The sequence below is a fragment of the Thermococcus eurythermalis genome (assembly GCF_000769655.1).
GTDB classification, from domain to species: domain Archaea; phylum Methanobacteriota_B; class Thermococci; order Thermococcales; family Thermococcaceae; genus Thermococcus; species Thermococcus eurythermalis.
Genome location: NZ_CP008887.1, coordinates 1,241,242 through 1,259,097, shown reverse-complemented (window position 1 = coordinate 1,259,097; position 17,856 = coordinate 1,241,242). Strand labels below are relative to the sequence as shown.

General features: G+C 55.1%; 25 protein-coding genes and 2 tRNA genes. 2 read left to right on the top strand and 25 right to left on the bottom strand.

Annotated elements, in window-relative coordinates:
* Positions 1 to 15: 15 nt before the first annotated feature.
* From TEU_RS06820 to TEU_RS06805, 4 genes are all read right to left on the bottom strand, one after another.
* Positions 16 to 369, bottom strand: a complete 354-nt coding sequence (locus TEU_RS06820; protein WP_050003060.1) for a prefoldin subunit beta — start codon at positions 367 to 369, stop codon at positions 16 to 18.
* Between the two features lie 96 nt (positions 370 to 465).
* Positions 466 to 864, bottom strand: coding sequence for a hypothetical protein (locus tag TEU_RS06815; protein ID WP_227738671.1), 399 nt, complete (start codon positions 862 to 864; stop codon positions 466 to 468).
* Between the two features lie 280 nt (positions 865 to 1,144).
* Positions 1,145 to 1,393 carry a KEOPS complex subunit Pcc1 gene (gene pcc1 / locus TEU_RS06810; protein WP_050003058.1) on the bottom strand — a complete coding sequence of 83 codons (249 nt, stop codon included), beginning with the start codon at positions 1,391 to 1,393 and terminating at the stop codon, positions 1,145 to 1,147.
* A gap of 1 nt (position 1,394) precedes the next feature.
* Positions 1,395 to 2,540, bottom strand: a complete 1,146-nt coding sequence (locus tag TEU_RS06805; protein WP_050003057.1) for a cation:proton antiporter — start codon at positions 2,538 to 2,540, stop codon at positions 1,395 to 1,397.
* A gap of 96 nt (positions 2,541 to 2,636) precedes the next feature.
* Between TEU_RS06805 and TEU_RS06800 the strand changes: the two genes are divergently transcribed.
* The gene (locus TEU_RS06800; protein WP_050003056.1) at positions 2,637 to 3,044 is read left to right on the top strand and encodes an ACT domain-containing protein; all 408 of its coding nucleotides are present in this window, start codon (positions 2,637 to 2,639) and stop codon (positions 3,042 to 3,044) included.
* Here the strand turns inward: TEU_RS06800 and TEU_RS06795 are convergent.
* From TEU_RS06795 to TEU_RS06735, 13 genes are all read right to left on the bottom strand, one after another.
* Complete coding sequence (locus TEU_RS06795) at positions 3,021 to 4,508, bottom strand: proton-conducting transporter transmembrane domain-containing protein (protein ID WP_050003055.1); 1,488 nt, start codon at positions 4,506 to 4,508, stop codon at positions 3,021 to 3,023. The genes TEU_RS06800 and TEU_RS06795 overlap by 24 nt on opposite strands.
* Positions 4,499 to 4,789, bottom strand: a complete 291-nt coding sequence (locus TEU_RS06790; protein WP_050003054.1) for a cation:proton antiporter subunit C — start codon at positions 4,787 to 4,789, stop codon at positions 4,499 to 4,501. The genes TEU_RS06795 and TEU_RS06790 overlap by 10 nt, the downstream gene beginning before the upstream one ends.
* Positions 4,782 to 5,189 (bottom strand): Na(+)/H(+) antiporter subunit B, encoded by a 408-nt coding sequence (locus TEU_RS06785; RefSeq protein WP_050003053.1) that lies wholly within the window; start codon positions 5,187 to 5,189, stop codon positions 4,782 to 4,784. Before TEU_RS06785 ends, TEU_RS06790 begins: the two co-directional genes overlap by 8 nt.
* Positions 5,186 to 5,428, bottom strand: coding sequence for a hydrogen gas-evolving membrane-bound hydrogenase subunit E (mbhE, locus tag TEU_RS06780; protein WP_050003052.1), 243 nt, complete (start codon positions 5,426 to 5,428; stop codon positions 5,186 to 5,188). Before mbhE ends, TEU_RS06785 begins: the two co-directional genes overlap by 4 nt.
* On the bottom strand, positions 5,425 to 5,655 hold the full coding sequence (locus TEU_RS06775) for a hydrogenase subunit MbhD domain-containing protein (protein ID WP_050003950.1): 231 nt from the start codon (positions 5,653 to 5,655) through the stop codon (positions 5,425 to 5,427). The genes mbhE and TEU_RS06775 overlap by 4 nt, the downstream gene beginning before the upstream one ends.
* Positions 5,636 to 5,950, bottom strand: a complete 315-nt coding sequence (gene mnhG / locus TEU_RS06770; RefSeq protein WP_050003051.1) for a monovalent cation/H(+) antiporter subunit G — start codon at positions 5,948 to 5,950, stop codon at positions 5,636 to 5,638. Before mnhG ends, TEU_RS06775 begins: the two co-directional genes overlap by 20 nt.
* Complete coding sequence (locus tag TEU_RS06765) at positions 5,947 to 6,219, bottom strand: monovalent cation/H+ antiporter complex subunit F (RefSeq protein WP_050003050.1); 273 nt, start codon at positions 6,217 to 6,219, stop codon at positions 5,947 to 5,949. The genes mnhG and TEU_RS06765 overlap by 4 nt, the downstream gene beginning before the upstream one ends.
* The gene (locus tag TEU_RS06760; RefSeq protein WP_050003049.1) at positions 6,195 to 6,800 is read right to left on the bottom strand and encodes a Na+/H+ antiporter subunit E; all 606 of its coding nucleotides are present in this window, start codon (positions 6,798 to 6,800) and stop codon (positions 6,195 to 6,197) included. Before TEU_RS06760 ends, TEU_RS06765 begins: the two co-directional genes overlap by 25 nt.
* Positions 6,801 to 6,909: 109 nt before the next feature.
* Positions 6,910 to 7,560: a ribosomal biogenesis protein gene (locus TEU_RS06755; RefSeq protein WP_050003048.1), complete on the bottom strand. Its 651-nt coding sequence runs from the start codon at positions 7,558 to 7,560 to the stop codon at positions 6,910 to 6,912.
* A 51-nt stretch (positions 7,561 to 7,611) separates the two neighbouring features.
* Positions 7,612 to 7,761: a DNA-directed RNA polymerase subunit P gene (locus TEU_RS06750; protein WP_050003047.1), complete on the bottom strand. Its 150-nt coding sequence runs from the start codon at positions 7,759 to 7,761 to the stop codon at positions 7,612 to 7,614.
* Between the two features lie 27 nt (positions 7,762 to 7,788).
* A complete protein-coding gene (locus tag TEU_RS06745) occupies positions 7,789 to 8,049 on the bottom strand; it encodes a 50S ribosomal protein L37ae (RefSeq protein ID WP_050003046.1) in 261 nt (86 codons plus the stop codon).
* Positions 8,050 to 8,387: 338 nt separating this feature from the next.
* Positions 8,388 to 8,465, bottom strand: a tRNA-Val gene (locus TEU_RS06740).
* 11 nt (positions 8,466 to 8,476) lie between these two features.
* Positions 8,477 to 8,554: transfer RNA gene (locus TEU_RS06735), tRNA-Ala, on the bottom strand.
* Between the two features lie 122 nt (positions 8,555 to 8,676).
* Between TEU_RS06735 and TEU_RS06730 the strand changes: the two genes are divergently transcribed.
* Positions 8,677 to 9,828: a M20 metallopeptidase family protein gene (locus tag TEU_RS06730; RefSeq protein WP_050003045.1), complete on the top strand. Its 1,152-nt coding sequence runs from the start codon at positions 8,677 to 8,679 to the stop codon at positions 9,826 to 9,828.
* Here the strand turns inward: TEU_RS06730 and TEU_RS06725 are convergent.
* The 8 genes from TEU_RS06725 to TEU_RS06690 form a co-directional block, all read right to left on the bottom strand.
* Positions 9,821 to 10,663 (bottom strand): GNAT family N-acetyltransferase, encoded by an 843-nt coding sequence (locus tag TEU_RS06725; protein WP_050003044.1) that lies wholly within the window; start codon positions 10,661 to 10,663, stop codon positions 9,821 to 9,823. The two genes, TEU_RS06730 and TEU_RS06725, sit on opposite strands and share 8 nt — an antisense overlap.
* Positions 10,660 to 11,382 carry a phosphoglycolate phosphatase gene (locus TEU_RS06720; protein WP_050003043.1) on the bottom strand — a complete coding sequence of 241 codons (723 nt, stop codon included), beginning with the start codon at positions 11,380 to 11,382 and terminating at the stop codon, positions 10,660 to 10,662. Before TEU_RS06720 ends, TEU_RS06725 begins: the two co-directional genes overlap by 4 nt.
* A 51-nt stretch (positions 11,383 to 11,433) precedes the next feature.
* Positions 11,434 to 12,684 carry a tRNA pseudouridine(13) synthase TruD gene (gene truD, locus TEU_RS06715; protein ID WP_050003042.1) on the bottom strand — a complete coding sequence of 417 codons (1,251 nt, stop codon included), beginning with the start codon at positions 12,682 to 12,684 and terminating at the stop codon, positions 11,434 to 11,436.
* A gap of 3 nt (positions 12,685 to 12,687) precedes the next feature.
* The gene (gene pth2, locus TEU_RS06710) at positions 12,688 to 13,050 is read right to left on the bottom strand and encodes a peptidyl-tRNA hydrolase Pth2 (RefSeq protein ID WP_050003041.1); all 363 of its coding nucleotides are present in this window, start codon (positions 13,048 to 13,050) and stop codon (positions 12,688 to 12,690) included.
* Between the two features lie 35 nt (positions 13,051 to 13,085).
* A complete protein-coding gene (locus TEU_RS06705; protein WP_050003040.1) occupies positions 13,086 to 15,128 on the bottom strand; it encodes a BatD family protein in 2,043 nt (680 codons plus the stop codon).
* A gap of 76 nt (positions 15,129 to 15,204) precedes the next feature.
* Positions 15,205 to 16,521 carry an aspartate--tRNA(Asn) ligase gene (aspS, locus tag TEU_RS06700; protein WP_050003039.1) on the bottom strand — a complete coding sequence of 439 codons (1,317 nt, stop codon included), beginning with the start codon at positions 16,519 to 16,521 and terminating at the stop codon, positions 15,205 to 15,207.
* 80 nt (positions 16,522 to 16,601) lie between these two features.
* Complete coding sequence (locus TEU_RS06695; protein ID WP_050003038.1) at positions 16,602 to 17,114, bottom strand: KH domain-containing protein; 513 nt, start codon at positions 17,112 to 17,114, stop codon at positions 16,602 to 16,604.
* A 92-nt stretch (positions 17,115 to 17,206) separates the two neighbouring features.
* Complete coding sequence (locus TEU_RS06690; protein WP_050003037.1) at positions 17,207 to 17,827, bottom strand: HD domain-containing protein; 621 nt, start codon at positions 17,825 to 17,827, stop codon at positions 17,207 to 17,209.
* Positions 17,828 to 17,856: the final 29 nt, after the last annotated feature.

Sequence of the window (17,856 nt, the reverse complement as noted above, 5' to 3'; positions counted from 1 at the left end):
AGGAGAAAAGGAGAGTCAGCCCGCGACGGGCGGCTTGAGTGAGGACTGAATCTTCGCGGTGAGCTCCTTCAGCTTCCCGTTGAGCTTCTTCTCCTGCCTCTCAAGGGCATTGAGGCGGACTTCGAGCGTCTCGACCTTCTCCTTGAGCTCCTCGACGGCCTTGGCCTTCTCGGTCTTGACGATGAGCGTCCCGACGGTCTTGTAGATGACGGCATCGTCGGGGAGCTTCTCGATCTCCTCAAGGGCCTTCCTGGCCTCGTTGAGCTCAAGCTGAACCTTCTGCTTCTGCTGAACGAGAAGCTGGAGCTGTTGCTGGTAGCTCTCAAGTTGGGCAAGCATAGACTGAACCTGGGGCGGAATGTTCTGCATGACAACACCTCCGTAACCGTGATGCCAGGTTAGAATAAGGGGCGGGCTTTAAATAGTTTAGGTAAGGGATAACACCGACCCCTCAAAAACCCAAACTTAAGTAGGAGGGGAGCTTCTGGAACCGAGCTTCTCGGTTAGCTTGTGCAGGAGAGCCCCGATCAGGAAGCCTAGGATAACGAGGGCAGTTAGGAAAAACCAGACCACACCGTCATCACAGGTCGTTGGAGTGCAGTTTCTTGTGAGGATAGCGTAGGTAACGATGGATGCGAGCACTACAGTAATTGTTGAGGCCACCCAGAAAGCCCCTGGATCAACCTTCACTTTTCGAAGGAATAGGAACGACGCGAGGGCGGGTACCGCAATGATGATGCTGACCTGAAGGAACTCCTCGACAGTGCTGGGCCCTTCGTCAGAGGGCGGAAGGAGCCTTATGGCAGCAATTATGGAGAGGTAAATGAGGAGAGTAAGGAGGAGAGATGCCATGCTTCGGTTCATCATGGATCACCCCTTCCGGATTACGGCCGCCCCTTGAGCTTCTGCAATACATTATACACTACTCATCCTTATAAGTTTTACTACCTGCCACGATTAAGTGGCCTTCCTTTTTTTTTGAACGGATAAATTTTTTCAGAGTTGAGTTTTACTGTCGTTTTTGGCCATGAGAAGCCAATAAGCCGGGTTGTAGAGACCTGACCTCCTCCCTGCTCTGAAGGGCGAGGCTTGAGAAAGAAAAATGTAAATCTAAAAACTGGCAGGCAGCGAGAAGAGACCGGAATCAGACCTCAAAAGAGTCCATCGCGACCTTAATCCACCTGAGGTATGAGTTGAGCGTCCCCCTGAGGGCTGAGTTGTCGGTGGCCTTGAACTCCAAGATGATTGCCTTTCCTTCCCTTCGGAAGTCTATCTCGCTCCTCCGGTACGGCACGGTTTCATGCTCCAGCCTCACGCTCTCATAGACGACCCTCGCAACTTCCTCGCTCGGGAACTCAATCCTGATGTAGCCCTCAACTGGAGGCTTTTCCACATTATCCACTTTCGCTACCCCCGATTTTGCTTATTATGAGCCCGATACTGGCAGAGACGAATATACCGAGTATGCTTGCAAGGGAAGCCAGTGCGTACATGTGCTCGCTCAGGACGCCGTAGGAATAGCCGACCTCACCAACGAGCAGGCCCAGCACTCCAAAGCTCGCTATCCCCGCTGCTCTAGTGAGTGAGACCTTTAAGTCTTTCTCCCAGACGAGCACGGTGGTAAGGAGGATTCTCACGAGGTATATCACGACGAAGAAGTAGACCACCTCAAGGGAGAACTCAGTCTCGAAGTTTATGCCCCTCCATGCGAAGAATATCGGGGCGAAGATGCCGTAGGTAACACCGGAGATTATCGTGTGTACTCTCTCAAACTGCCTCGTCCCCATAAGGTCGCTGTGGAGCATCAGCCCGACGAGAAAAGCCCCGATGCTGAAGTGGAGGCCAAGCTCCTCGCTTATCAGGGCCAGGGAGGTCGCGAGTATCATCACCAGGCCGAAGACCGCCTCGTCGCTCCTCAGCCTGCGAAGGTGAGTGATAATCCAAACCCGGTGCTTTATGCCGAGGACGTAGTTTATTCCCAGAACAGCACCCAAGAAGAGGGCGTCCTTCACGAGCTCAAAGGCTATCTCAAGGTAGCTCAGGTGGTGGAGCTCGAAGTTTATGAGAAGGTATAGAATAACAAGGGCGCCGACCTCACTTATCACCGCGTAGGAGAGTGCAACGTGGAGGAACTCCTGCCCAAAGAAGCGCGTGAGCCTGAGCACTATTGGTGCCGAAGCCACCGCGAGGATTGCGGCCACTATGAAGTTGTCTGTTCTAATTTGGTAATCTGTGAAAGGAAGAGTTAGGAAGAACATCGTCGCGAGAGTAACCACGTATATCGGGAAGCTCTTCCTGCCACCAAGGCGAACCTCCTCTGGAGTGAGCTCAAGGCCCGCGTACATCATGAGAAAAAACACTCCAAGCTCAGCGAGGAGACTGAGTTCCTCCCTAGGGAGGTCGTGGAGAACGACACCGAGAAGAAGACCTGCGGAAATCTCACCTAAAAAGCCAGGATAGCCCAAGCGCTCTGCAATCTCGGCTAACACTCTAGCAACGGCGATTATGATGAAGACGTAACCTATAACGTCGAAGGCCACTGAAAGCTCCCCCCATGTGTTATGGCACTAGCAAGTTTAAATATTTTGGGAGCATATAAACTAAAGGCTTTTTAGGAATGAAAAAAACCGGATAACATGAGACACTACGAGTTAATCAAAATTAAAGAAGACGGAAAGCTGGAGCTTCCCCTTGAACTTGCGTATGAACTCGGGCTCGTTAAGGGGGCGTATTTTCTCGTAGAAGTGGACACCGACCTTAAGGAGGCCCACCTTGAGCGCGTTGCTCTCCCCGGGAAGAAGCTCGTAGAGGTTGAACTCGTAGTTGAGGACAGGCCAGGAGTTCTCTCCAAGGTCAGCGGGCTCTTGGGAAAACACGGGATAAACATACTATTCAGCGAGGGCGAAGAGTTAGTCGAGCTCGGGCTCTCCGCCATAGTCACCATAGTTGACGTCAGCGGGAGCAGGATATCGCTCGAAGAGCTTGAAAAGGGGCTTATGAAGGTTGAAGAAGTCAAAGAGCTAAAGCTCCGCGAGATAGAGTAGCAGGAGCAAAAAGAGCGCGAATAGCATTGCCCCTGTGTTGACCTCGCTGGGCTTCACGTCCTCTTTTTCCAGCACCAAGTTAAAGACGCCCGCCGCTTTGAGGAGCAGGAAGATTGTAAGAGCCACCGGGAGCGGATAGATGTCCTTCACCTTGGGAACAACACCCAAGACGAGGCCACTAACTAGAGTGACCAGTGCCAGGGCAAACGAGGCAAACTTCCACGAGAGCGGAAGGGCGGGGGCCTCCCCTTTCGCCAGGTAGTAGTTGAGCTTCGTAAACGAGACCAGAGTCCCAACGCTTCCGGCCAGGACTGCCCACTTCCATGCCCCTGCGAGGCCGGAGGAGATAAGCCCCTTGGCGTATGAGCCTATGAAGGGCGAAACCCCTCCTATTGCCAGGCTGAGCATCAGCACGGAGAGCGCCATGAGAGGGGCGTTTTTATACCCAAATTCGCCCAGCTTCCTCGACTTCTTTCCAAGGCTCCCGACGCTCAGGAAGAGACCGCCCTTAAAGAGGGAGTGGGCCATGGCATAGTAGGCCGCCCCCACAAAGTTCATGCTCGCTATCCCGAGGAGGACGTAACCCATCTGGGAGACCGTGTGGTATGCGAGCAGCCTCTTAGCGTCCTTCTGGAGGAGCGCCATGGCGACGCCGAAAAATACGGAGGCAACTGCCAGAACCATGGCCGTTTCACTAAGGCCCTCGCTGACGGGAAGGGCCGAGAATATGAGTATCATCCCGTAGACCGGCGCTTTGACGACGGCACCGCTCAAGAGGGCACTCACAGGGGTTGGCGCGAGGGAGTGGGCGTCCGGCAGCCAGACGTGGAGGGGAAAGATACCCGCTTTCAGGAGGAGGGAGGCGAAGGCTATCGCGATGGCGACGTTTATCTCTTTCGAGGACATCACGCTCTCCGAGATGAGCTCAAGGTTTAGATAGCCCGTCTTGAGGTAGATTACCCCAATCGAGAAGACAAAGAAGTAGGAGGCAAGCAGGGAGAGCATCAGGTACTTGTAAGCCGCCCTGACTGCTTTCTTCTCGCCGGACGAGCCGACGAGGGCAAATGAGGAAACAGAGGCGATTTCCATGAAGATGTAGAAGTTAAAGAGGTCTCTGCTTATGAAGGCCCCGAGGAGGCCGGCGTGGAGGAGTAGGAGCAGGACGAAGGCCTTCACTTCCTTAAAATAGTCCAACGAGTAAATGGCAACCGCGGTGAAAAGGACGAGCTCGGCGAGGACTATGGGGGTGTTGTGGGGATTGAGCGAGACCTCTATGCCCCCGATCCGGGGCCAGCCCCCGACCACTTCATTTCCTGCCCTCTCAAAGAGGAAAACCGCCCATGGAGCTACAGCCCCTGCGAGAAATGGATACTTCGCCAGTTTTTCAAGCCTCAGCGGGACAGTGAGGGCAGTGAGGAACGCGAAGAAGAGGGGTAACGCGGCGAGGAGGACTATCAAGCCCATTCACCCCCGTTGCGCAGTATCATCGCCAGAGCTAAGGCGGTTATCGCGACGTCGACGACGAGCGTCGTCAGCATCAGCGTGGCCGGGAGGGGGTCAACGGGATCCGAGGGCATTATTGGGAAATCTCCACCCTCGACGTAGCCGGCCCCGACGAAGAAGAGCACTAACCCGATAGAGAGCACGTTGATTGAGAGCACCTGCTTGAGAGGCTTTTCCTTTGAAATCAGCCCGTAGAGGCCTATGAGCATCACGATTATTCCAGCGGTTTCGGCGTTAATCACGGTCAACCCACCTCGACAGGACGTAGAACACGAGGATAAAGGACGTGCTCACCTTCAGGGCGACGCCTATGTTGAACGTCATTACAGTGCCCCCTGGGATATATGGGCGGAGGAAGTTCAGGAAGAACGCCCCAAAGGCCAGCCCTGCCAGGGCAACCCCCACCAACCAGAGGGCGGAAGCGGACTCCACGAGCTGGACAGTTCTGAGCGGGAAGTGCTTCTTCGTTCTCCGGTATCCATAGGCGGTCATGAGAAGTATGACGCTGACGGCGAAGAGGACACCCGCCTGAAAGCCGCCGCCAGGGCTCTCGTAGCCGTATATCGTCAGGCAGGCCCCATAAGTGACGAGGAACGGGGCGATGAGCTTTGTAGTGGTTCTGACCACGAGGCTCATCTTCATATCTTCCGCCTCCCTAGGAGCAGGTAGAACCCGGTCACTGCCGCGAAGAGGAGCGTCGCCTCGCCGAGGCTGTCGTAGGCCCTCCAGTCGGCGAGGATTGCCGTAACCAGGTTGGGAATCCCCACTTCCTTCCAGTGGGCCACGTAGTAGGCGTAGCTCCCCACGGCCTTGGTGTAGTCGAGGCTCAGGAGCTCGACCAGGAGACCCCCGCTGAGGAGCAGGGCAAAGAGGCGCTTCACTCCCCCACCTCCCTTATAGTGTAGAGGAAAAGGCCCGTCACTATCGCCCCGACGACGACCGCCGAGAGCGCAACATCGGGGGCCCTGAGCTGGATGAGCACCACCGTGAAGACTAACCCGAGCAGGCCGTAGCGGAGGACGGCCGAGATGAGCCTCTCAGCTTCCACCACTGAAATGGCGAGGAGTATTATCGCCAGGAGGAGCACTTCATGGATTATCCCAGGCATACATATCCACCGTCGCTTTGGGTTTTATCCCGCTCTTGTAGGCCGCCCTCGCTATCGCGTGGCTGACCATGGGGTTTATCATCGCTATCGTGAGGGCCATCACAAAGAACTTGAGCTTCACGACGAGGGGGAAATCTGAGGCCATGGCGAGCGCTGTGAGTATGCTTATCGCACCCCCGGTGTCGCATTTGGCCGTGGCGTGGAGCCTCGTGTAGACGTCGGGAAACCTGAGGAGGCCGAGCGTCCCGAAGAACATTATGAAGAGCCCAAAGAGGAGGAAGAGGGCTTCTATCACGACCTCACCTCCATGTACTTGGCTATGATGAGGCCTCCCACCGCGTTGACCATGAGGAGCACGATGCTTATGTCGAGGAGGTAAGGGGCGTCGTAGAGGAGCGCGAGCATCGCTATTATGACGGCGGCCTTCGTCGTGGCGGTGTTCAGCGCCACAGCCCTGTCTGCAAGGGTTGGACCGAACAGGACGCGATAGCTGACCAGCGTTGCCGTGAATATCAGGAAGGCGATTGCATAGGGCAGAATCACCAGAAGATTTTCTTCAGCCATTCCTCCAGCTCCCCCTTAATCTTCATTCCAATCTTCTCTTGGTCAAGAGTTTCAACATTAATCCAGTGCACGTAGAGATATGCTTCTCCGAGCTTCTTGTCAACGTCGAGGGTGAGCGTCCCAGGGGTGAGGGTTATTGAGTTCGCCAGGACGGTGAGCCCTGTGTTCGAGTGGAGGTCAGTCTTTACCTTCACTATCCCAGGGTTTATGTCCATCAGGATGACGTTTCTCACAACGCGGAGGTTGCTCTCGAGGAGGCGGAACGCCATGATGAAGAGGTACTGGGAAATCAGGAAAAGGAATATGTAAAGCGCCTTGGACAGCAGATGGCCTGTCTGCCTTATGTCGTCGGTCAGGAAGTCCCTCGTAATGAGGGCCACGATGAAAGTAACCACCGCTCCAGTAGCGAGATGGGGAGGCGAGAACTTTCCGCTCACAACCACCCAGAAGGCGAAGAGCGCCAGCCAGGTGATGCCCACCCTCTCCCAGGCGGGGAGCTTCTTTGCCTCGTAGCTCTCATAGAGAACCCTCTTTCGAACTTCCTCAAGGCGGCTTCGAAGATAGAAGTGGATGCGGCTCATATTGCTTATTTATGCCTTCAACCTAAAAAGCCTTTTGAAAGGATTCTCAGACCGGTGAAGGGCCAGAAAACTGCAGGCACAACATGAGGAGTGTTAGAAGAAAACCCGCTCACTCGTCTTTCTCGTCTTTTTGCTGCTTGGCCGGTTTCTTTAAGAGGGCTTCCTTGTAGTCCCATCTCCGCCCGTCTTCCATAATCCAGATTTTCACGAGGATCAGCGGGCCGACTGGCCTCTCCTTCGTGACGTCGAAGCGGTAGAAGTTTACAGCCATCCCCCTTGGGTAGTTCTCGATTACTCCGATAACGTCGGTGTTGTTCTTGTCGGCTATCGTCTGGAGGCTCTTGTTGCCCCTCGGCACGAACTTTCCGCCTGTCAGCTCCGCAAAGACCTGGGCAAAGGCCGTGTGGTCTATGCCGACGCGCTTGGCAGTAGTGACGACAAAGGGCATCTCCTCTCGGATTGGCCTGAGGTTCCTGAAGCCTATCTCGCGCTGGAGTTTTATGCCGTGGAGGTAGAGGTAGCCGAGGTAGCCCCAATCATCTGGGTCAACCTTGATGAAGGTCATCTTGAGCGGGTTGCCCTTCCAGACGTTGATGATGAGAAGCCGCTCGTAGTCCCTGTCGTAGGCCTCCATGAGAAGGTCCTGGATAGTCTTCTTTCCTCTGGTCAGGTAGAGGGAGTTGGGGAACACCCTCTCAAGGTCGTGACCGAAGCTCCTCGTTCTCCTTGTCGGCCTGTGGGAAGTCGTTATCAGCATCATGGCAACCACTCATTCGGAGTTAGTTGATAAAAGCCTTTCGAAAGAAAAGGCTCAGATGGCCTTAACCCTTCTCGCAATCCTGGGGCGGGGCTTGTAGAGTATCTTGCTGCCGCAGTAGGGGCAGCGAACCTCTCTTGTGGTGGCGAGGTCGAGCTCGACCTCTTTACCGCACTTTGCACAGCGGTAAACAGCAACGACCATAGGAACCACCTCAAAGGATATAAAAAATCAGGCCTTGGAAGCGACGACGCGCTTCACGACCTTTCCGGCCGGAGTGGTCGGGAGGTAAGCACCGCCGGCAAAGGTTGCGCCGCACTTCTGACACTGCCAGATACCGGTGCTAATCCTCCTGACGGCCTTCCTTCCGCAGACCGGGCAGACGTGCTTCTGCTTCATCCTGGCCTCAACGGCCGCAACCCTTCTCCTTATCTTGAGACCGTACCTTGGACCGAACCTTCCAGCGGAACCAACCTTGGTAGTCCTTCCCATGAGCATCACCCCTAATTACCAACGGCTTTTCACGACTGGAAAGTGTTTCCGGAGACGTTTTATAAACCTTTGCATAACAAGCTTTGCTTGTGCAAAGCTTGACCAAAGGGATTTATACGCCAGTTAAACTCCGAACCGGGTGCGTGCACTCTGAGAATTTAAAGCTTTCTGTGGGGTTCCTATTATGCGCGCCCACTTCACCTTTAGTTCCCACCTGTATCTTCGGCATCCTTTGGACGCTTTCCTGAGACAGCAATTCAATGAGAAAATCACTCGAAATTTAGCTTTCCAGAAGGAGCTATGAACCCTGGTCAAACTTCGCGCAGGCGAAGTTTGAATGGTGGGCCCGCGGGGATTCGAACCCCGGACCTCCACCTTGTCAGGGTGGCGTCATAACCAGTCTAGACCACGGGCCCAGCCCAAATGTTGGTGGACCGGCCGGGATTTGAACCCGGGGCCTCCGCCTTGCCAAGGCGGCGCTCATACCAGGCTGAGCTACCGGCCCACCTGAGTGACGCCGATATTCCCTTTAGATAGGGGTTTATAAATTTTACGGTTGGTGCACTCTTTTAGACGCCCATCGAAAAGCTAATATCTTCCTCTGCATACAATCATGTGGTGACGCCCATGGGGTTTGACCCGGTTCTGGAAGCAAAGAAAATCGAGAAAGAAATAATCTCCTGGAGAAGGGACTTCCATATGTACCCCGAGCTTAAGTACAAAGAGGAGAGGACTTCGAAGATTGTTGAGGAACACCTCCGCGAATGGGGGTACAGGATAAAGCGCGTCGGGACTGGAATAATCGCCGACATCGGAGAAGGAGAAAAGACAATAGCCCTAAGGGCTGACATGGATGCCCTCCCCATCCAAGAGGAAAACGACGTCCCATACAAGTCCCGCGTTCCCGGGAAGATGCACGCCTGCGGTCACGACGCCCACACTGCCATGCTCCTCGGCGCGGGCAAGATAATCCCCGAGCACATTGATGAGTTCAACGGCAGGGTGAGGCTCGTCTTCCAGCCGGCAGAGGAAGGAGGCAACGGGGCACTGAAGATGATCGAAGGAGGAGCCTTGGAGGGTGTCGATGCAATCTTCGGCTTCCACGTCTGGATGAATCTCCCAAGCGGTGTGATCGGCATAAGAGACGGGCCATTCCTGGCGGGTGCCGGTATATTTAGCGGGAAGCTCATCGGAAAAGGAGGCCACGGGGCATCACCGCACGAGACAAAAGACCCAGTGCCGGCGCTCGCCGAGCTAATTCTGGCATACCAGACAATAGTCAGCAGAAACATCAAACCCCTCGAGACAGGCGTTGTGAGTGTTACGTCAGTCCACGCGGGGACGGCTTTTAACGTTATCCCGGAGACGGCCGAGTTCAAGGGCACCTTCAGGTTCTTCAAGCCGGAAATAGGCGAGCTGATAAAGAAGAGAATGGACGAGATTGCAAAGGGCACAGCAATCGCCCACAACCTTGAGTACGAACTTAAGATTGACGAGCTGACGCCACCAACAATCAACGACTCCAAAATGGCAGGGTTTGCGAGGAAGGTCGCGGAGAAGTACGGCCTGAAATACTGCGAGGTTCCGCCCACGATGGGAGCAGAGGACTTCTCATTCTACCTCCAGATGGTTCCGGGCGCGTTTCTGGCCCTGGGAATAAGGAACGAGGAGAAGGGAATAATCTACCCCCACCACCATCCAAAGTTCGACGTCGACGAGGATGTCCTTTACCTTGGGACTGCGATGGAGGTCGCCCTTGCCCTCGAGTTCCTTAAGTGAGCTTTTTCCCCAGTATCTCTATTTTTCCAACCTCTTTCGTGCCTGCGACTTCTAAATCCTCCGCGAGCACCGTCAGTACCCTCTCGAAGCCCAGGAGCTTTGCCCTACCGAGAACTGCCCTCAAGTCCTCAACCATTCCCCAGAGGAGAAGGGAGACCCCATCTCTGCCTGGGAGGTTCCTGAGGGCATAGAATGAGTCGCCAACTTTTCCGCTTTCAACGGTGTAGTGAATTCCAGCTATGTTGTCTTTAAACGCCGAAAAGTACATGCTGTAAGAGCTTTGGAAGCGGCCGGCGACCAGTTCGAGATCCTTAACCTCATTCCAACCGAAATCAAGAGGTCTTACCTTCGCATCCTCTACCCTGTCCCCCGCAGGAATCCAGACCGTCCTACCCTTAAAGAGCTCAAGGTCAAAGCCAAGCTTCTCGTAGAAGCCCCTCGCATCTTCATCTGGCTGGGTCGTCAGCATCTCAGCCCCTTGTTCCCTGGCCACGTCCTCGACAAACTCCATAAGCGCTCTTCCAACTCCCCTGCCCCTGTAATCAGGGTGGACTTCGATGACGTCAATGTGGGCGATTCTTCTAACTTTTCCCCCGATAGGCTCCTCCGAGAATAGAACCTCGACTTCGCCGACGAGTTTTCCGTCAAGCTCCGCAACGGCCACGAGCTGGTCGTCGAGCAGGAAGTTGTTGAGGTGAATTGCGAGTGTCTCGATTGCCGTCCACGGCCCGCCCCAGATATAGCGGTCGTAAATGCCGCCGCTGAACTTCTCGTCGGCAGTGTGAACCTCAACTATCCCGCGAACGTCCTCAAGGGTCGCCCAGCGGATTCTCATCGCCCTCCCCCCAGATAGCCGAACTTTTTCAGGATGTGGGTTATAGCCTCCGCCCCACCGTCACCATAGGGCTTCTGGGTCACGTAGTCCGCTTTTTCCTTGAGGCTCTCCGGGGCTTGGGCAACTGCAACGCGGTAGCCGACGACGCGGAAGGCGTCCAAATCGTTCTCGCCGTCGCCGACGTGAGCGACTTCCTTGGGGCTTATTCCGAGGTACTCGCAGGCCTTCTCTATGCCGGTGCCCTTGTTAATCCAGGGCTTTTTCACGTGGATTGCAAAGCCAGAATCAACCGCGATGAGGTTGAGCCCAAGCTCCTCGATGATTTCCCTGACAGCCTCCACGGGAACCGTCCGGAGAACGACGAGGCCCGCTTTCCTCTCCATCATCGAGTAGCTCAGCTTTGCCTCGGGGTAGCGTTTCTTCAGCTCGCTCCAGAGTATCCACTCCTCGTCCATGTCCGTGAGAAAAACGCGCTCCCTCATCGTCCCCTCACCCTTCAGTGAGAGCGCCCCGCCGTCCTCAGCGATGACCGGCCCGCTCGTGCCGATGAAGACCGCAGCAACTTCGGCAAAAGGAACAGAGTTCCCTGTGACGAGCATGACAGGGACGCCAAGCCTCTCGGCGAGCCTTACCGCCTTCAGGGCATCAATGCTGATTGTTCTGTCCCTGTAAGTTATTGTGCCATCTATATCAAGCGATATCGCCTTAATCCTGCCCATTTTTCATCCCAAAAATGAGAAAGAATGTGCAAATATAAGGCTTTCTACCCATTAATGGTCCTTTATTATCTCCCTGAGCACGCTAGTGGCATAGACACCCTTCGGCAGGAAGAAGCGGAAGCACATACCTGTTCCAGGAATGTAGCCATAAGTCATGCCAATCGGGCGAATCAAAAGCTCCCTCCTCCCGCCAGGCTCTGCCATCAGCTTTGGCAGTTTCTTGAATGTCTCAAGTGTTATGCCTTCCTCTTCGAGAATTCCACTTTCAAGTTGGCCAGGAAGCCCCTTTGCCTGCCTCATCGCGAAGCCGAAGAGCGGGCCCGAGACCATAGCCTGGCCCTTCCCAACCTTCTCAAGGACAAACTCGATGTTCGTCTCGGTGACGCGGTAAGTCCTGTCGCGGTAGGGGATGCCCCCCTTAACCTGGACGACGATATCGCCGACGAGGGGTTCATTTAGTGGGAGCCCCTCTTCAATCCTCCTCGAGAGGTAGAGGTTGAAGAGGTAGCTCTGGTAGGCGTGAATGAAGATGCGCATTATTGGAAGGGGCAGGGAAAGGAAGGCCCTCTTCCAGCTCCCTGTCTTCTTGTAGGTGTAGAGAAGCGTCCTCTCATAGCGGAGAAAACCTGGGAACTCCTCAAGGGCCCTTTCGACGTCGCCCGTCTCCCAGAAGGCCCTGCGCGCCTCGTCGCCCTCCATGCTCCCGTCCGCGTAGCCCAAAAAGAGCCTCGCGGCTTCATCGAACTTCCCCTGGAGGAGGAGCTTCCCTATCAGGTGGTTCACGACGCGCCTCTCCCCAAAGCGCTGGTAGCCGAAGTAGTTGGGGAAGCCACCCTTCTCTCGGAGCTCCCTCACAATAGCCTTTGTCTTTTCAAACGCATCTTCCCCAACGTCCCTGACGATTATCCTAAACCGGTTGCCAAGCAGGTGGCCGAGCTTGATGAAGCGCCCGTATGAGACGAACTTGAGCTCGATGTCGCGGATCTGGACTGCTTCGACTTTCTCCTTCGCATCGGCGGGGACGCTTATGTACTGGTAGGTGACTGCGTGCCTGTCCTTAGTCCCTGCGAAGCCTATATCTCTGTGTCTTATCCCCGCCCGCTTGGCTATCTCCTTGACGGCCGCCATCGTGTCCCAGTTGCGCTTCTTGAGGAGGAAGATTGCGTGCTTTCTCCCCTCGAAGATTTGTGGGAGGGGCTCCTCGATGACAACGAAGTCCTCGGGAAAGACCTTGATTCTGCCCCCTATCCCGGGCTTCTCGCTGAGGTAGGGGAACTGGGAAAAGAACTCGCGGTAGTCCATGCTTCACACCAGCTTTAGGTGCCCTGTGACCTTGTCAACGAGCTCCTCCGGCCCGGGCCCTACGGCGAGGACTGTAACAGTTCCAGGAGGAATCTCAGTCAGTCCAGCGTCCCGGATCAGGGCCGTCGGCAGTCCGAGCTTCTCGGCTTTCTCCTTGAGCTGGAACAGTTCCTCAAGGTTCTCGGCCTTGACAACGACCTTCTTCTGGCCCTCGTGGAACCAGGCCTTGAACCACTCCGGCTTCTCCTTCTGGGCTTTTATTGCCGCCGTCACTGCCCCGTGTGCGACCTGGACTGCGAACTTGCCCTTGCTGAGCTTTAAGTCCTTCCTGGAGACTATAACCTGCTTGTACTTAAAGGCGCTCATGGGAGAAAAGAGAGGGAAGGAATTTAAAAACTTGACTAAAGCTGCTCTTCCTCTTTTTCTTCCTCCTCGTCCTTCTTCGGAAGTCCTCCTGGGCGCCTCTGCTTCTTCTTTTCAAGCTTCTCCCTGAGCTTCTCCGCCTCGTCCCAGTACTTGTAGGCAACTCCTCCGAGCACCGCCGCCGCCAGGAGGAACACTATTGCAAGGGGCTTCCAGGGGTTGCTCTCCGGCGGGAGGTAGCCAGCGGTGATGTTGGCGAGCTCTTCTGCCAGCGGCGTCGGGTCGTCCAGCTCAGAGAGGGTCTTGTTGACGTAAGTCGGAAGCTCCTCCGGAGCCGGCCACACCTTAACCTCCTTGGTGATTACCCTCGGCGGGATGCTGTTTATAGTGACGAGGTTGCCGAGCTCAATCCTGTGCTTCCCTCCGAGCGGGTCGAGGTACACCAGGGTTGCCCTTACGTTGGACAGGCTCTCTTTAAGCACGTTGAGTTTCACCTGGAGGGTCTTGGTCTCGCCGGCCTTTACTGTCCCGACCGGAACCACGGCTTCGCCGCTGATGCTATCGGGCATGTCGAGTATCAGGGTAGCGTTCCTGACGAACTCGTAGTCGGGGTTGCCCTCGGAGGCGCGGAGGGTGAACTTAACGCTAACGGCTTCTCCGGCTTTGGCGGTTACATACTCGCCCCAGACGGTGCCGTTGTAAGCCTGAGCCGCAACCTTTATTGAGGGAATGTTGTAGACTTTAATTCCGGTGAGCGACTTGGAGTATACAGTCTTCTTCTGGCCGGTTTCCAGGCTCTTGTCGTCGTAGAACGTTACCGTCACCTTTCCGATGTCAAATTCACCGACCTTAGTGGGCTTAAGGACGTAGATTAAGGCGGGCATCTTGGTGAAAGCCGGGAAAGTCTTGAAAGTCCACGACTTGGTCAGGCTCACCAGTTCGAAGTTATCGGGCACGGGCGCCGCTACGGCAACGTCGTAGGCGTCTCCCTTACCCTGGTTCTCAACGGAGACGACGACAACAAGGCTGTCTCCCAGCATTATCTCCTTGGGCATTGCGTCAATTTCTGCCACTATGTCCGCCGGACGGAGTATTGGGGTAACCTGCGTGCCGTCCGGCGCGTACACGAGCATTGTGGCGCGGCTGTACTGGGGCTCGGTCTTCTGGATTGAGACCTTCAGCGGGGTGTCCGGTATCGGCTTAACCTCTCCCACATTGACGAAGTACGTACCGACTTTCGCTGAACCTTTATAGACTTCAACGCTGGCTTTGGTGGAAACAACTGAGATGAGCTTCACGTAGTATGTGGTATCATCTACCTTAAGGGGCAGCCTCTCCCCGGCGTACATGAGGCCGTTGTACACGAGGAGGGTCTCGTTCTGAGCCGTGGCCCCACTGCTTCCCCCGCTCTGACTTGACTTTATAATCTTGAAGTCAGTTGAAGCAACTTTGGGAAGCCACACTTCGAAGGTCGCACTGCTTGAGTCCGAGTCGGTGACCTTGATATACAGATAATTCTGGTAGTAATACTCACTGCTGAGTTTGTAGTTAACACCCTTGCCGCTTCCCTTGGACACCCTGACCGTGGTGGGGATGGATGAATACGGGAAGTATACGTCGAACGTTGCGTAGTCGTTCGTTGAGCGGGTTAGCTTAACCTTGATTCTTGGAAAGTTTGACGGTAGCGTGTAGTACTTCCCCTCCTGAAGGGTCACCGTGTCGATTAGTTTGAGCGGAGACATTATGTCGAGGTATACGACTGGTTTATTTTTGATATTCCATATAACCACGCTGAGGGCAAACGTGGGGTTCTGCTCAGATGGGTAATATACGGTTTTGCCCTCTTCAAGGATTAAAGGCGAAGACTCCCTGCCCGCCGAAACGGAGATTCTAGCGGTGGTAAAGTCAGGACTGACATCGGCGAACGTGAAAGTGTACGGCCCGAGAACGGCCTTGTCCCCAAGCCCAAGGTTCACGGAGGATATTTTTGCATACAGGACCTCTTCAGCACTCACAGCGGGGACATTAGGGGCAACAAAGAGGAACAGCCCCACCAAGATTAAAGCCGCTAGTTTCTTCATTATTCTCTACCTCCCTCCACAACACTAATGCACATACAACCGCTAACACAATGAAAGGGTGGAAGGTATAAAGGCCTTACGGTATCAGCCTCTTCCTGTCCCTCGGGAACAAGATAACCTCTCTGATGTTCGGCAGGTCGAGCATCTGCTTTATAAGCCTCTCTGCGCCAAGGCCAAAGCCTCCGTGGGGCGGCATACCGTAGCGGAAGGCCTTGAGGTAGAACTCGAAGCTCTCCGGGTTGAGGCCCTTCTCCTTTATCTGCTCAACGAGGACGTCGTAGCGGTGCTCCCTCTGGCCGCCGGAGGTCATCTCCACGCCCCTGTACTCGAGGTCGAAGGCCCTGCAGATTTCAGGCTTATCATCGTATTTCATTATGTAGAAGGGCTTCGCCTCGCTCGGATACTTGTATATGAAGTAAAGCGGGGCGTTTTCGTTCTCCATCATGTACTTTCCAAGGAGCCTTTCACCCTCGGTGTCTATGTCCTCGCCCCACGGGATTTCCTTTCCGAGGTCGGTGAGAATTTCAAGGGCCCTGTCATAGCTGAGCCTCGGGAACGGCAGCTTCGGCTCCTCCAGCTCGAAGTTGAGGGTCTCAAGCTCCTTTGCGTTGTGCTCGCGGACGTAGTTTATTGCGTAGGCGACGAGCCTCTCAAGGAGCCCCATGACTTCCTCCTCGTTCTCGATGAAGGCCATCTCTGCATCAACGCTCCACGCCTCGTTGAGGTGTCTGGTCGTGTTGTGCTCCTCGGCGCGGAATATCGGGGCAATCTCATAGACCCTGTCGAGGCCGCTCGCCATCATTATCTGCTTGTAGAGCTGGGGGCTCTGGGCGAGGAATGCATCTTTCTCGAAGTACTTCATCGGGAAGAGCTCTGTTCCGCCTTCGGTCGCGGTGGCGATGATCTTCGGGGTGTGTATCTCTATGAAGCCGTTCTCGTGGAAGAAGTCGCGTATTGCCTTGAAGACGCTTGAGCGTATCTTGAATATGGCCATTACCTCGGGCCTTCTAACGTCCATGAAGCGGTTGTCCAGCCTAGTGTCGAGCTCTGCCTTTACCTTCCCCGTCGGGTCGAGTGGGAGCGGGCTCTCTGCCCTGCTGAGTATTTCAAGCTTCTCTGGAAGAATTTCGAAGCCGAGTTTTGCCTTCGGGGTGAAGTTTACTATTCCTTCAACAGCCACAACGTCCTCCGCGTTGAGCTTCGGAATGAGCTTGAACAGCTCGGGGTCAACCTTCTTCTTCGGGGCGGTGACCTGGACTATCCCCTCTCTGTCTCTAATCCACAGAAACTTTATTCCTCCGAGGTCTTTGACCTCCCACACCCAGCCGGCAACCCTGACACGCTGGCCGTTCAGCTCCTCAGTTATCTCGCTTGAGTAATGCGTCCTGTACATGGGCATCCCCAGAAGGAGTAGTGGTGGGCTTTTAAAGGTATTCGATTCGCACGGGAGGTAGAAATAGAGAACCAGAGACGTCAGACGAACGAAATCTTAACGTCCTTTCCGACTATCTGGCTCAGGACGCTCTCAAGTATCTCCGGCTTCTCTGGGAGCTTCTTCCTGTCCCTGCCGAAGACGAGAACCTTGTAGTAGGTGTCCCCTCCAGGCCTGTAGACGACGTTGACGCCGAAGACCCCCGCCGGGTAGAGGAGGTCAGATGCAAGCTTCTTGAGCTCGTCAGCAGTCTCGGCCTTCATGCCCTCTATAACCCTGACGCGCTTTCCGAGCTCCCTTATGAGGGTCTTTATGTTCTTTCCGCCCTTGCCGATGGTAATCGGGACGTCACCTTCACCAACAACTATGACAATGAGGTCTCCCGCCTCGACGGCCTTCTTGAACTCGATATCAACGTCACCGAGAAGCTTGTAGAGTAGACGCGCAACCTTGACGTCCAGCTCGGAGATCACACCGTCCTGAAGCTTTTTCTCGTCAGCGGGGCACAGAATGTCGTCGGTCTTGAGACAAACCTCACAGATTGGCGCCTTCACGTTCTCACCTCCTTAGAATGACCTTGATGGCTAACCCTTAATTCAGGAAGCCCTTTAAAAAGGTTATTATGGGCGCCAGAAAAGGGAAGAACTCACAGTTCCCCCTCGATTTCCCGGCGTATCCTCTCGATGAACTCGACCGTAAAGCGGTGCCTCTCCTCCGCCATGCGCTTTGCGGTCTCGGTGTACATCAAGTCCTTGAGCTTGAGAATCTTCTCCTCGAAGTGCTTAAGCGAGGCCTCTATGTCCCTGCCGTGCTCGCCAGAGTACATGAAGACGCGCGCAACCCCTATGGCTCCTATAGCGTCCAGCTTGTCGGCGTCGCTCAGGATTTTTGCCTCCAGTGTTTGGGGCTCCGGACCGCGGGAGAAGCGGTGCGCCTCTATTGCATGGGCAACGGCCTCGGCCTTCTCAGGCAGGTAGCCAAGGCCCAGCAGGAAGCGTTTGGCAATCCTTGCCCCCTCTGCGGCGTGATCCTCAACTTTGCCCGCGTCTTCAAGGGGCCTCGCTATGTCGTGGAGGAGCGCGGCCAGAGCGAGAATTTCGAGGTCAGCTCCCTCCTCCCTCCCTATGTGCAGGCAGAGGTTGAAGACCCTCTCCACGTGGCTGAAGCCGTGCGTCCCTTCCCTCTCAAAGAAGTGCATGGCAAAGTCTCTCGTCTTCTCTATGAGCGCCCGGGTTTTAGGATCCGGTATGAACTCCTCAAGGTTCATGACCTCACCGCTTGGAGAAACAGGAAGAG